Source organism: Klebsiella ornithinolytica, assembly GCF_030505655.1.
Classification (GTDB): domain Bacteria; phylum Pseudomonadota; class Gammaproteobacteria; order Enterobacterales; family Enterobacteriaceae; genus Klebsiella; species Klebsiella ornithinolytica.
In genome coordinates this window covers 1002056-1015875 of record NZ_CP130153.1, presented here as the reverse complement: position 1 = coordinate 1015875, position 13820 = coordinate 1002056, and the positions used below count along the sequence as shown (strand labels likewise).

The 13820-nt window shown below is 60.6% G+C and carries 11 protein-coding genes; 2 read left to right on the top strand and 9 right to left on the bottom strand.

The window, feature by feature from the left end:
* Position 1 precedes the first annotated feature (1 nt).
* From Q1L34_RS04875 to ssuD, 7 genes are all read right to left on the bottom strand, one after another.
* Positions 2 to 1423, bottom strand: coding sequence for an MFS transporter (locus Q1L34_RS04875; protein WP_004867011.1), 1422 nt, complete (start codon positions 1421 to 1423; stop codon positions 2 to 4).
* 170 nt (positions 1424 to 1593) lie between these two features.
* Entirely contained in the window at positions 1594 to 2472 is an 879-nt protein-coding gene (locus tag Q1L34_RS04870) for a MetQ/NlpA family ABC transporter substrate-binding protein (RefSeq protein ID WP_069476471.1), read from the bottom strand.
* Positions 2469 to 3167 (bottom strand): methionine ABC transporter permease, encoded by a 699-nt coding sequence (locus Q1L34_RS04865; RefSeq protein ID WP_004867013.1) that lies wholly within the window; start codon positions 3165 to 3167, stop codon positions 2469 to 2471. The genes Q1L34_RS04870 and Q1L34_RS04865 overlap by 4 nt, the downstream gene beginning before the upstream one ends.
* Entirely contained in the window at positions 3164 to 4183 is a 1020-nt protein-coding gene (locus tag Q1L34_RS04860; protein ID WP_004867014.1) for a methionine ABC transporter ATP-binding protein, read from the bottom strand. Before Q1L34_RS04860 ends, Q1L34_RS04865 begins: the two co-directional genes overlap by 4 nt.
* The gene (locus tag Q1L34_RS04855; protein ID WP_004867015.1) at positions 4180 to 5586 is read right to left on the bottom strand and encodes an LLM class flavin-dependent oxidoreductase; all 1407 of its coding nucleotides are present in this window, start codon (positions 5584 to 5586) and stop codon (positions 4180 to 4182) included. The genes Q1L34_RS04860 and Q1L34_RS04855 overlap by 4 nt, the downstream gene beginning before the upstream one ends.
* 71 nt (positions 5587 to 5657) lie before the next feature.
* Complete coding sequence (locus tag Q1L34_RS04850; protein ID WP_064367858.1) at positions 5658 to 7055, bottom strand: FAD/NAD(P)-binding protein; 1398 nt, start codon at positions 7053 to 7055, stop codon at positions 5658 to 5660.
* Between the two features lie 46 nt (positions 7056 to 7101).
* Entirely contained in the window at positions 7102 to 8274 is a 1173-nt protein-coding gene (gene ssuD / locus Q1L34_RS04845) for an FMNH2-dependent alkanesulfonate monooxygenase (protein WP_100662817.1), read from the bottom strand.
* 271 nt (positions 8275 to 8545) lie between these two features.
* Here ssuD and Q1L34_RS04840 point away from each other — a divergent pair, with 271 nt between their 5' ends.
* The gene (locus tag Q1L34_RS04840) at positions 8546 to 10489 is read left to right on the top strand and encodes a sigma-54-dependent Fis family transcriptional regulator (RefSeq protein WP_004867018.1); all 1944 of its coding nucleotides are present in this window, start codon (positions 8546 to 8548) and stop codon (positions 10487 to 10489) included.
* A gap of 120 nt (positions 10490 to 10609) precedes the next feature.
* Complete coding sequence (gene xni, locus Q1L34_RS04835) at positions 10610 to 11371, top strand: flap endonuclease Xni (protein WP_004867019.1); 762 nt, start codon at positions 10610 to 10612, stop codon at positions 11369 to 11371.
* Between the two features lie 53 nt (positions 11372 to 11424).
* Here the strand turns inward: xni and fucO are convergent, their stop codons facing one another.
* Both fucO and fucA read right to left on the bottom strand, forming a co-directional pair.
* A complete protein-coding gene (fucO, locus tag Q1L34_RS04830; protein ID WP_182952209.1) occupies positions 11425 to 12573 on the bottom strand; it encodes a lactaldehyde reductase in 1149 nt (382 codons plus the stop codon).
* 25 nt (positions 12574 to 12598) lie between these two features.
* Positions 12599 to 13246, bottom strand: coding sequence for an L-fuculose-phosphate aldolase (gene fucA, locus Q1L34_RS04825; protein WP_004867024.1), 648 nt, complete (start codon positions 13244 to 13246; stop codon positions 12599 to 12601).
* Between the last annotated feature and the right edge of the window lie 574 nt (positions 13247 to 13820).

Here is a 13820-nt window from a genome sequence, read left to right as displayed (position 1 = left end):
CTTAATGGTGGCTATCGTCAATATCGTGACGCGTCGGCTCGTGGCGAACCGCAAGCAGGAAGAAGATCGGAATAATGGCGGCCAGCGACACCACCCAGAACATCTGCGTGCCGAGGGAGGCCTGCAGCAACGGCAGCACGAACAGCGCCAGCGCGCTGCCGATCCCGGAGAGCGCCCGGCTGAAGCCGACGCCGGTGGCGCGAATCGCGGTGGGATAGGAGAGCGCCGGATAGATCATCAGCTGCGCGCCGGGGCCGAAACCCTCGGCAAACAGCCACAGCCCAAGCATCGCAATTGCCAGCACCACGCCGACGGTGGCCTGCGGCTGGCCGACCAGAGCAAGGACAATCAGGGCGATAAACTGCAGCGCGAAGCCGGCAATCGCCACGTGGCGCGACGGATATTTCCACGCCAGATGCATCCCCAGCAGCCCGCCGGTAAAGGCAAACAGCGCGTTCAGCCCCAATGACGCGGAGATGGTTTCAAACACCCCGGCACCGAGAAACTGGGCGAGGATCGACGGCAGGAAAAAGGCGATGGCGGTGTACTCAAAGGAGATACAGATATTCATCACCCCGGCGACGATGGTGCGCTCGCGGTACGGCTTTGCAAACAGTACACGGAAGCTCACTTTCGGCGGCGGCGCGGGGCGTTCAGCCGGCGCTTCATGGGCGGCAATGCCGTAAGAGTCGCGCAGAATACGCACCGCCGAAGCCAGGTCTCCCTGGTTTGCCGCCCACAGCGGTGACTCATTCATAAATTTACTGCGCACGGCGATAATCAGCAGCGCCGGGACGGCGCCAAACAGCAGCGAGGCGCGCCACAGCCAGTCGAGGTGCTCCTGCGGCAGCAGGAAATAGAGGCCGAAGATAATCAGAAAGCAGACCGTTGAAGCGGCGTACCACATCGGGCACCAGGCGGCGAGGCGCGCGGCCTTGTTGCCTTTGCCGGTAAAACGGGAGAATTCAGCGAGGTAGGACATGGCGACCGGCAGATCGATGCCCACGCCGATGCCCATCAGGAAACGCGCGCCGATCAGCACCCAGACGTTGGGCGCCAGACCTGCGGCGATGGCCGAGACGACGAAAAACAGCATGTCGGCCATAAACACCGAATAGCGGCCATATTTATCCGTCAACCAACCGCCGATTAAGTTGCCGATAATGGTACCAACCATAATGGATGAGGTGACCAGGCCGGTCAGCAGCGGCGAGAGCTGGAATTCACGTACCACGTCGTCGATGCCGTAGGAGAGCGTGGTTAAATCATAGGCGTCGAGAAAGACGCCGCCGAGAGCGAGGAAGACAATCATCCGCGCATATTTAGCCTGATCCTTGCCCGAATTGATCAGCCGCGCCACATCCCCGACGCTACTCACCGGTGCGGAGGCCACGCCGGGATTATCAACAGACAGCGTACTCATGTTTTCACCTTGTTATGTTGTGCAGGTGATCGCAGTTATAGGCCGTCAGCCGATAAAACCCAACCAATAAAAATGCATATAAAAATCAATATATTCAATAAGTTAATTAAATAAAACAACAAAAACAGGACGTGCTTCCGCCCGTCCTGCAAGGTCATCGATTGGCAAACTTATTCTGCGGAAACGGGCACCAGCACATCCTTAACCAGCGGGTCATCGGTGGTTTTCAGCCAGCTCTGAATGCGCGGGTCGGAAAACGCCTGCTGCAATTTGACAATATTCTCCTGCGACAGATAAGGCGTCCCGATAACCAGCTGCGACGCAAAAGTCCGCGGCGCAGGCGGGAATAAGATGCCCTTATCGCGCGATACTTTCCCGGCATCAAACTGCGAGACATAGCCGATTGCCGCGTCCACCGAATTGAGCGCCCGCGGCATGGTTAACAGGTCCAGCTCTTTGAAATTAAACTGATGCGGGTTGCCGACGATATTTTTCAGCTTCGCCGTGCGCGGCTCTACCGCCGGGTCGAGCGTAATCAGGCCGATGCGCTGCAGCAGCCACAGCGCCTGTCCCTGGTTGGCGCCATCATCCGGCACCACGATCGTCGCCCCGTTCGGCAGATCCTTAACCGATTTATAGCGATCGGAGTAAATCCCAAAGGCCCACTGGAACACCGGTACCGTGGTGGAAAGCGCGAAGCCGTTGGCATCCACCACCTGCTTCAGCCACCACTGATGCTGATAGATGGTTCCCGCATATTCCCCTTGCGCCACCGCGCGATCCGCCTGCACCGGATCCTGCACCCCCACCGCCTCCAGCTTGAGGCCGTAATCCGGCGCAATATGCTGGCCGATGTACTCAATAATTCGCTGTTCACCGGCCATCGCCGGCTCATAGTGAATTTTCAGGGTGGTGCCGAACACCACCTGCTGCGACTGGGCCTGCCCTCGCCACCACCAGAAGGCGACGGCCAGCGACACAATCACTACCAGCGCCGCCAGCCACGGCCAGCGTCGGGCCTTACGTAACTCAAACTGTTCTGTTGTCATGAAGCGATCCCCTGCGTGTGGCGAAGTTTGTTGACCAGACGGTCACCGAAAAATTGAATCAGCTGGATAGTGGCGATCAGCGCGATAATGGTGGCGATCATGATGTGATTGTCGAAGCGCTGGTAGCCGTACACCACCGCCAGATAGCCGATGCCTCCCGCGCCGATGGTGCCGGCAATGGCGGAGTATTCGATCATCGACACCAGGTTGAGCGTCACCGCCGCCACCAGCGCCGGCAGGGCTTCACTCAGCTGGGCGCTGCGGATAATCTGCCAGCGCGAGCCGCCGCAGACGATCCCCACGGCGGTGACCTCCGCCGGCAGTTCGCGCAGCGCGTTTTCCACCAGCCGGCCGAAAAATGGCACCCCGGCGGCAATCATCGGCACCACGGCGGCCGGAATGCCAATCGTCGTCCCGGTGAGCCAGAAGGTGAAAGGAATAATCGCCGCCATCAGCACCAGAAACGGCAGAGAGCGCCCCATATTCACTACCCAGTTCAACACCCGGTACAGCGCGGCATGCGGGAATAATCCGCGCGGCGAGGCATTGAATAGCACCACCCCGACCACGCCGCCGAGGGTCACCACAAACAGCATCACAATGGCCACCATCAGCCAGGTTTCGCCGTAGGCGGGCAGCAGCAGCGTATGGATCTCGCTCCAGGGGGTATCCTGGCTGATTACCGAAGGTTTCATACCGCCTCCTGTAGTTCGGGCGCGCCGTCAAGCACCTCCGCCGCGATACCGAGCTGCGCCAGCAGCGCCAGCACCCGCGCCGCCGGCAGACGCTCGCCCTGAAAGCGCACCCCCACCTGTAACCTTCCCGCCAGCCGGCCGTTGATCGTCTCAACGTGGCCGCCGAGCAGGTCGATCTGCAGCGCAAACTGCTGGCTCAGGCGGCTGATCCAGTCGGTGGCCACCGGCACATCCCAGCGATAGCTCAACCGCAACAGCAGATCGCTATGGGCCGCCACCGGAGAGAGCGGCAGCAGCTGCTGACCCAGTAGCGAATCCGGGCGCGCCAGCAGCTCTTTCACCTGACCAAACTGCACAATGGCGCCATCACGAATTTCCGCCACCGCATCCGCCGCCGCCCGTACCGCGTCCATCTCGTGGGTAATCAGCACGATCGCCAGGCGATACTCATCGCGCAGGCGTTTAAGCAAATTGAGCACCGCGGCGGTGGCCTGCGGGTCCAGCCCGGAGGTGGCCTCGTCCGCCAGCAGCACCGACGGGCGCAGCGCCAGCGCACGCGCAATACCAATCCGCTGACGCTGGCCGCCGGAAAGCTGCGCCGGCCAGGCGTCCGCCTTATGACTCAGCCCAACGCTTTCCAGCAGTTCGCCGACCCGGGCTTTAATATCGCGCTCGACCACCCCGAGGTATTCCAGCGGCAGGGCGATATTTTGCCAGGCCGTTTTACGACTGAGCAGCGCGGAGGACTGAAAAACGGTACCGATCGTGCGCCGCTCGCGACGCAGCGCCTCGCCGCTGAGCAACGACAGGTCGTTGCCGTTAACCCGGATGCTGCCGCTGTCGGGACGCTCCAGCAGGCTGATAAGGCGCGCGAGGGTCGATTTTCCCGCGCCGCTCGGCCCCACCACCGCGGTGATGGAGCGGGTCGGTACCCGCAGCGACAGCCCTTTCAGCACCTCGCTGAACCGCCCGTCTGCCGTACGATAGCGCTTATGCAGGTTGTCTATTTCGATCATGTCACCTTCTCCTCTGCCCCGACATCGATGCGGGTACCACGCCGGTATCCGGCGCCCGGATGCGGCGCCACCAGTCGCGGCCCGGCGCCAAACAATTTTTCGCGCAGGGTGCCTTCGCGATACTCCTGCTTAAAGACGCCGCGTTTTTGCAGTTCGGGAATGAGCAGCTCCACCACATCGCGGAAGGTTTCATGGGTGACGGCATACGCCAGGTTGAAACCGTCAACATCGGTCTCCTCAACCCACGATTGCAGCTCGTCGGCGACGGTTTGCGCACTGCCAACAATCAGCGGGCCGAAGCCGCCGATCCCCACCCAGTCGGCCAGCGCCTGTACCGTCCACTGACGATCGGGATCGGCGGTGGAAAAGGCTTCAACCGCCGACTGAATGGCGTTGGTATGCAGGTATTTCAGTACCTGATCCGGCTGATACTGTCCGAAGTCGATCCCGGTCCAGCCGGAGATCAGCGCCAGCGCCCCTTCATAGCTGACATAAGATTTATACTCCTGCCATTTGGCCTGCGCCTCGCGGTCGGTTTCACCGACGATCGCCGTTTGCAGGTTGAAAATCAGAATGCTGCGCGGGTCGCGCCCGGCTTCGGCGGCGCGACGGCGAATATCCGCTACCGTCTTTTTGAGCAGCACTTTCGACGGCGCGGCGACAAACACGCACTCGGCGTGCCCGGCGGCAAACTGCTTCCCGCGGCTCGACGCCCCGGCCTGATAGAGCACCGGCGTGCGCTGCGGCGACGGTTCGCAGAGGTGGATCCCCGGCACGGTGAAGAAGTTGCCCTGGTGGTTGATCGGATGAATTTTTTGCGGATCGCTGAAGATCCCGCGCTCGCGATCGCGCAGTACCGCGCCATCTTCCCAGCTCCCTTCCAGCAGCTTATAAACCACGTCGAGATACTCATCGGCGTAGTCATAGCGCGCATCGTGATCGGTCTGCGCCTGATGGCCAATATTGCGCGCCCCGCTTTCCAGATACGAGGTGACGATGTTCCAGCCCACCCGGCCCTTGGTCAGGTGGTCAAGGGTCGAGAGACGGCGGGCAAACGGGTACGGGTGCTCAAACGACAGCGAGGCGGTCAGGCCAAAACCAAGATGCTCCGTCACCAGCGCCATCGGGGTAATCAGCGCCAGCGGATCGTTCACCGGCACCTGCGTCGCCTGGCGAATGGCGGCATCGCCGTTGCCGTTCAGCACATCGTAGATGCCCAGCACGTCGGCAATAAACAGGCCGTCGAACTTACCGCGTTCCAGCAGACGCGCCAGGTCAACCCAGTAATCAAGGTCCTTATACTGCCACGAGCGGTCGCGCGGATGGGTCCACAGCCCCGGCGACTGATGACCGACGCAGTTCATATCAAAAGCATTCAGGCGAATTTCACGTTGTGATGACATAGCGCTCTCCACGGTGCATTCCGTCAACGGAACGCACGCTTAACACATCAAGGAATAAGGGGAATGGGGGGTTAAATCGTGGGACATCGGGCGGATTGCCCAATCCCCAGCGCCTGTAAAGCCTCAGCGGCGACGGCGGCAGCATGATCGGCAACCTGCGGCAGCCCCATCAGTTCGCCAAAATAGCCGCGAGCCGCCGGGCCAGAGATCAGCAGATTGGGTATCGCGCGCCCCTCCCGGCCAATCGCCCGGGAGTGAGCATCAACGTCCAGCCCAAGACCCAGCTTATCGGCGCGAATCAGACCGCGCCGGGCCAGTTCGCGCAGCAGCGGCTGGCTGTCGATCAGCCCGCCGTGGGCCGGGCCGGTAGTCAGAATCAGGCGATCGACCGTCAGGGCAATGCGCTCGCCCTCTCGCAAGGTCAGGGTAAGCGTCAGGGAACGGGCCTCGCTCTCCAGCGCCGTCAGCCGCGCGGCCAGCACCTTCAGGCTCCCCTCGCGCTGACGTTGCCCAATCACCTCGGCGACCTGCGGCGCAATGCGATAACGATGCACATCCCAGTAACGCCGCAGATGACGCAGGAAGCGCTGACGGTCGGCAAACGTCAGGGTCTGCCAGATGCGCTGTCCCTGCTGACGTACCGCGTCCAGCACCACCTGCCAGGGAAGCCCCTGCTCTGCCGCGCGGAGCACATCGGCGCGCACCAGCCGCAGCCGCTGACGGAGCGAGCCCTGATCGTACTCACCCGGCCAGGGCGCCGCAGCGCTGCCGGTGTTGCCCCGGGATAACAGACCGCGGCGCGAAAAGGCGGTAATCGGCCCACGGTGGCCGAGCCGGGATAGCGTGGCGATGCAATCCGCCATCGTCAGCCCGGTTCCCATCACCGCCACCCGCGCATCCGCGGCGATCGGGGTGAGAGTGTCCGCACGCCACGGGTTGGCAATCAGCGCCGGGTGGTCGTGAAAAGGCACCGCCAGCCGCGGCAGCGCCGGCGGCGGATGACTCACCGCCAGAATCAGCAGATCGCTTTGCAGCCGACGACCGGTATCGGTGGTGATAGCGCTCTCGTCAAAATCCAGCGCCTGTTCACGCAGGTGAACCAGTCGCCCGCCGCTCGTCCGTACCGCCTCGGCAAAACGCTGGCTGACGTAGCGCCCGAACTGGCCGCGCTGGGGGTACAGCGAGCCGTCTTCACGCCGCGCCTGCGGATCGTCAGCAAAAGCAGGCTGACTACGGTACCAGCGGTCAAAAGCGCCCTCTTCCTCACCGGCCAACTGCATCCGCGAGGCGGGCACGTTGATTCGGTGGCTGGGTTCAGCGGTGGAATAGGCGACGCCCGCCCCGGGAACGGTACGCGGCTCCAGCAGCGTTACCCGTAGCCCTTCCGGCATCAGACCAAGCAGATGAATCGCCACCGCCGCGCCGCTAAAGCCGCCGCCGACGATCGTGATATGAGGTTCAGCTGGCATAGGTCACCGCCTTATAAAAGAAGAAGCGAAACATAGCGACCTCCGCTCAGCTGGCGCTGACCTGTTTTACCGGGCGCTTATCGCCGCCGATGGTTTCACCGAACGGCCCGGTATTAACGCCGCGCGCTTTTGGCTGGGCGTTGCTGGCCAGCGGCAGCAGCGGCATCACCAAATCGGCAAAGCGGTGCGCCTCTTCCAGATGCGGATAGCCGGAGAAGATAAAGTTAGTGATCCCCAGCGCCTGATATTCACGGATGCGCTCCGCCACCTGCTGCGGATTACCCACCAGTGCCGTCCCCGCCCCGCCGCGCACCAGCCCGACGCCCGCCCACAGATTTGGCGCAATACGCAGATTGTCGCGGGAGCCGTTGTGCAGGGCGCTCATCCGCGCCTGACCTGCGGAATCCATACGCGCGAAGATCTTCTGCGCCTGGGCAATGGTGTCATCATCCAGGTGGGCAATCAGCCGGTCGGCGGCGGCCCAGGCCTCCTCTTCCGTTTCACGGACAATCACATGCAGGCGAATACCGTATTGCAGGGTACGTCCGCGGGCGGCGGCGCGTTCACGGACGATAGCCAGCTTTTCCGCCACCAGCGCCGGCGGCTCCCCCCAGGTCAGATAGTTATCGATTTGCTCAGCGGCGACGTCAATGGCCTCCTCCGACGAGCCGCCAAAGTACAGCGGCGGGCCATCTTCCTGCACCGGCGGAAACAGCACTTCCGCCCCTTCGACATGAATATGCTCCCCGCGATAGTCCACCTTTTCGCCTTTTAGCAAACGGGAGTACACGTCGAGAAATTCGCGGGTCACCTGGTAGCGTTCACTGTGGTTGAGGAAGATCCCATCGCCTTTGTTCTCCACCGGATCGCCGCCGGTCACCACGTTGATCAGCAGCCGTCCCTCCGACAGACGATCGAGGGTGGCCGCCATCCGCGCCGCCAGCGTTGGCGGCTGTAGCCCGGGGCGCACCGCCACCAGATAGCGCAGGCGACGGGTCAACGGCGCCAGCGCCGACGCCACCAGCCAGGAGTCCTCGCAGCTTTTCCCGGTCGGAATCAGCACGCCGTAGTAGCCGAGGCTATCGGCGGCCAGCGCCACCTGCTGGAGATAAGGCAAATCCACCGGGCGGCCGCCTTCGGTAGTACCCAGATAACGGCCATCGCCGTGGGTGGGCAAAAACCAGAACACATTGATCTTCTCGCTCGCTTTCTGCGTCATTATCCATTTCCTATATAACCATATTCGATATTTATCGAAGAGATGTTTTAATTTGGTTATATGAGTGTTAGCGATTATCGTGCCAACGACGAGATAAAAATAAATCAAATAAAATCAAATAATTAAAAAACACAGCCGACATCCATGCTGTTGCAAATGCGTCAGCGCCTGCGTGGGCACTGACGCATTTGCAACAAACCGGCGGCGTCCCCCTCTGGTGTCTGTCGCCGGCAGAGGATAAGTTCAAGGCGTCATTTAACGGAGGTCCACCATGCTCAATCCTGAATCCCTGTCCGATACGCCCGTGCTCATCGACCCGGCGTCGAAAGCGTTTCAGAGCCTGCTGGACAAGCTGGCGCCAACGGAAGCCACCGTCCTGATCGTCGGCGAAACCGGCACCGGTAAAGAGGTGGTTGCCCGCTATCTTCATCATCACAGCACGCGTCGCCACCAGCCGTTTCTCGCCGTTAACTGCGGCGCGCTGACCGAAAGCCTGGCGGAAGCTGAACTCTTCGGCCATGAAAAAGGCGCCTTTACCGGCGCGGTGCAGAGCCACCCCGGCTGGTTTGAAGCCGCCGAGGGCGGGACCCTGCTGCTCGATGAGATCGGCGAACTGAGCCTGCCGCTGCAGGTCAAGCTGCTGCGCGTGCTGCAGGAGCGGGAAATTACCCGCGTCGGTTCGCGCAAGGCCATCAAAGTGAATGTGCGGGTCATCGCCGCCACCCATGTCGACTTAGCCCAGGCAATCCGCGAACGCCGCTTCCGCGAAGACCTCTATTACCGTTTGAATATCGCCATCGTGCCGCTGCCGCCGCTGCGCCAGCGCCGCCAGGATATTCCTCAGCTGGCCAATCACTTTTTAACGCTGTATGCCCGCCGGCTGGGTCGTCCGACCCGCCGCCTGGCGCCGGAAACGCTGGCGAGACTGATGGACTATCCGTGGCCCGGCAATATTCGCGAACTGGAAAATACGTTACATAACGCGGTTCTGCTCAGCAAAGAGGAGGAGATTACGCCCGCGCAGCTACGGCTGAGCACGTTGCACGATACGCCGGCGACAGCTACGGATAATGAACTGGATAGCTTTATCTATCAGCAAATTAACCAACCAGGCGAGGCGCTGTGGGAGCGCATCACCGGGGCGCTGATCCGCGGAGCGATGGCCCACTGCGATGACAATCAAAGCCAGGCGGCGGCGCTGCTGGGCATCAGTCGCCATACTTTACGCACACAGCTGGCCAACATTGGACTGATTAAAAGCCGTCGGCGGGTAGAAACCACGCCGCGCCCGCTGTCCGGCACCGTTTCCGCCGACCGCGAGCTACGTATTGGCTATCAGCGTTTTGGCAACCTGGGCATTTTAAAGGCCCGACAGAGCCTGGAAAGCGCCTTCGCCCATCTCGGCGTCAGCGTGCTGTGGAGCGAATTCCCGGCCGGGCCACAGCTGCTGCACGCCCTCGCCTGCCACGAAATCGATTTTGGCACCACCGGCGAAGCGCCGCCGGTCTTTGCCCAGTCCGCGAACAGCGAACTGGTGTACGTGGCGTGGGAACCGCCCGCGCCGCAGAGCGTAGCGATGGTTGTCCCGCAACATAGCGCGATCCGCACGATTGCCGACTTGCGCGGAAAACGTATTGCGTTGAACAAAGGGTCAAACGTGCACTGGCTGCTGCTGCAGATTCTCGAGGAGGCGGGGCTGGGCTTAAATGACGTCAGGATTGTCTACACCCCGCCCAAATACCCGCTGACCGCCAGCGACTATCTGGCGGTGGATGCCTGGATGATGTGGGATCCGCTGTTAAGCGACGCCGAACACACCGGGGAGTTACGGGTGGTGGCCAACGGCGAAGGTCGGGTGCAAAACCATCAGTTCTACCTGTCGCGCCGCGACTACGTAACGCGTCACGGCGATATCATGCAACGCCTGCTGCACGAGCTGACGCAAACCGGACAGTTTATCGATCGACGGCGGGATGAAGCCGCCGGACTGCTGGCGGCGGAGCTGGGGATTAACGTCGCATCGCTCTCGCTGGCGTTGGCCCGCCGCAGCCATCGCCCGCGGATGATGGATCTCAAAGTGATCCGCGCGCAGCAAACCATTGCCGACCGTTTTTATGCGCTGGGCCTGATCGGCAAGCCGGTTTCGGTCCGCGAAGCGGTCTGGTACGGCGAGGCCACCAACAGCGAACCGGGCCTGCTGCTGCACGCTGATTAAGCCTCTTTGCGGCGCATCTTCCTGAATGCCCCCGTGCCGATAGCCTCTCCGCCACGGCAATGATACCCTTAAGGTTCTGTGAATAAGGGCCGGTTTCGACAGGCTCGCCTGGAGGTATCTGTGGCCGTTCATCTGTTAATTGTCGACGCACTCAATCTGATCCGCCGTATTCATGCGGTGCAGGGATCCCCCTGCGTTGACACCTGCCTGCACGCGCTGGAGCAGCTCATCGTTCATAGCCAGCCAACCCATGCCGTGGCGGTTTTTGATGACGAAGATCGCGCACACGGCTGGCGACACCAGCGCCTGCCGGAATACAAAGCCGGACGCGCGCCCATGCCGGAAACCCTCGAAGCCGAAATGCCCGCCCTGCGCGCGGCCTTTGAGCAGCGCGGGATCCGCTGCTGGGCTTTAGCAGGCAACGAAGCGGATGACCTCGCCGCCACGCTGGCAATCAAAGTCGCCCATGCCGGACATCAGGCGACGATCGTCTCTACCGATAAAGGCTATTGCCAGCTGCTGTCGCCGACGATTCTGATCCGCGACTACTTTCAGAAACGCTGGCTGGATGCCCCTTTCATCGCCAAAGAGTTTGGCGTCACGCCGGAGCAGCTGCCTGATTACTGGGGGCTGGCGGGGATCGGCAGTTCTAAAGTCCCGGGCGTGGCGGGGATTGGCCCAAAGAGCGCGGCACAGCTGTTAACGGAGTATCAGGATCTGGAGGGCATCTATGCTCAGCTGGCGAAGGTGCCTGAAAAATGGCGCAAAAAACTGGAAGAGCATAAAGAGATGGCCTTTACCTGCCGCGAGATAGCCCGCCTGCAGACCGATTTACAGCTCGACGGCAATTTACAGCAGCTGCGGCTGGCCCCCCAGGCATAAACAAACTGACAGGGCGATGCCGGCATCGCCCTGTGCAGTGACCGCCTGAGGCACTACCACGCGGTGTGATACAGGGTAATAATCTCCTCCAGGCTGGCCTCCCGTGGATTCCCCCCGGTACAGACATCAGCAAAAGCCGCCTGCGCCAGCGCCGGAATATCCTCTGTACGGACCCCGACGTCACGCAGATGCGGGGGAATACCGACATCGCGGTTAAGACGGAAGACGGCATCAACGGCGGACTGGCGCGCCTGCTCCAGACTCACGCCATCCACCTTCTCCCCCATCGCGCGAGCGATATCGCGGAACTTCTCGCCGCTGAAGTCGGCGTTGTAGCGCATCACGTGGGGTAACAAAATGGCATTCGCCACGCCGTGCGGCGTGTTGTAAAACGCCCCTAAAGGATGCGCCATACCGTGCACCAGCCCCAGCCCGACGTTGGAAAATCCCATGCCGGCAATGTACTGCCCCAGCGCCATCGCTTCCCCTGCCTGACTATCGCCGGCTACCGAATCTCGCAGCGCGCCGGCAATCACCTCAATGGCTTTAATATGTAGCGCATCGGTCAGCGCCCATGCCGCCCGCGTGATATAGCCTTCAATCGCATGGGTCAACGCATCCACGCCGGTCGCGGCTTTTAACGCCGGCGGCATACCGTCCATCATATCGGCATCGATAAAGGCCACCTGAGGGATATCATGCGGATCGACGCAGACGAATTTACGCCGCTGCGCTTCATCGGTTATCACATAGTTAATGGTCACTTCCGCCGCGGTTCCTGCGGTGGTCGGAATGGCCATGATCGGTACCCCCGGATTGCGGGTCGGCGATAGCCCTTCCAGGCTACGCACGTCGGCAAACTCCGGGTTAGCGTGGATAATGCCGATCGCCTTGCAGGTATCCTGCGGCGAACCACCGCCAATCGCAATCAGGTAGTCGGCGCCGCTGCGTTGAAACACCCCGAGCCCCTCCTGCACCACGGCAATCGTCGGATTAGGGATCGCGCCGGAAAACATCTCCCAGGCCAGGCCCGCGTCATCCATCCTGCGCGTCACCTTGTCGACCACGCCGCACTGCGCCAGATTCTTATCCGTGACTATCAGCGCTTTGTGATACCCCCGACGAATCACTTCATCGGCTAACGCCGCCACCGCTCCCCGGCCGAACCATGCCGTCTCGTTTAAAATCATTCTGTTCGCCATCGTCGCCTCCCGCTCGCTTTGCGAATCACTCTTCGATACGTAACCCGTAGGTTTTGAATTTTTCCAGTACGATGGCAATGGCCTCGTCGTCCAGCACCGGAACAGGATCGACGATCGCCAGGGTACTGAGATAGAGCTGCGCCAGAACCTCGACCTCATGCGCCAGCCACAGCGCTTTTTCCAGATTCTCTTCGCAGGCAATCAGGCCATGGTGCTGCAGCAGCGTCGCTTTGCGGTTTTTTAACGCCACGGCGACAAACTCTGACAGCTCGCGGGTCCCAAAGGTGGCGTATGGCGCACAGGGAATGGAGTTCCCCCCGGCAGCAGCAATCATGTAGTGGATCGCCGGGATCGGGCGATTGAGGATCGATACCGCCGTGCAGTGCACCGCGTGATTATGCACCACGGCCTGTGCATCGGGCCGGGTCTGGTAGGCGGCCATATGAAAACGCCACTCGCTCGACGGCAGTTTCCCCTGCTCGTGCTGACCGTTGGCATCGATCCACACGATGTGAGATTCAGTAAGTTTTTCATAAGGAATACCCGTCGGCGTAATCAGCATTCCCCCGTCATAACGCACGCTTACGTTCCCGGCGGTGCCCTGATTCAGCCCCAGCCGGGTCATTTCCAGGCAGGTATCAATAATCTGCCGCGCCAGTCTGTTCCGTTCCATTTATTTACCTCTCTCAGCAATTCAACCCCGGGCCAACAGAACCGCTTTCGCGTTGCTTTCCGGCCGTGTTGAGTCAGTTTTATATTTACTGGCTATCATCATATTGAATAATCAGAAGGGAATTTACATTCGCGTATTCTGTGACCGCCATCAATTAATTACCCTGGTTTAATCAGGTCGCAATCTTTTTCCGTCGTGAAAAATGCCCGTAATTATTTTTCTTGCTCTAAACGGGCAATTTAACTTGTCATTTAACAACTGACCGTTTTCACCACAATAAATTAAATCGGGCAACGTCGCTGTGGCTTTTAAATTAATTTCACTCAAACGGTCATTGTTTTGCAGAAATTAAAGTGATAGCAATCACATAAAACCACCGTTATTGGGCGAAGTGTGACCGTTATCATATTAAAAGACCTTTTTTATTTGAAAATGACCTCATGAGTTCATTCACACACCCCTAATTATTCAAGAGACGCTGTTGCGGCGGGCTGAGAATAACGAGGACGTCGGCACAGGAACTCACCCGGTTGACGGTCTGGTGAGTCATGCCAACCGCACGCCTGAAATGCTG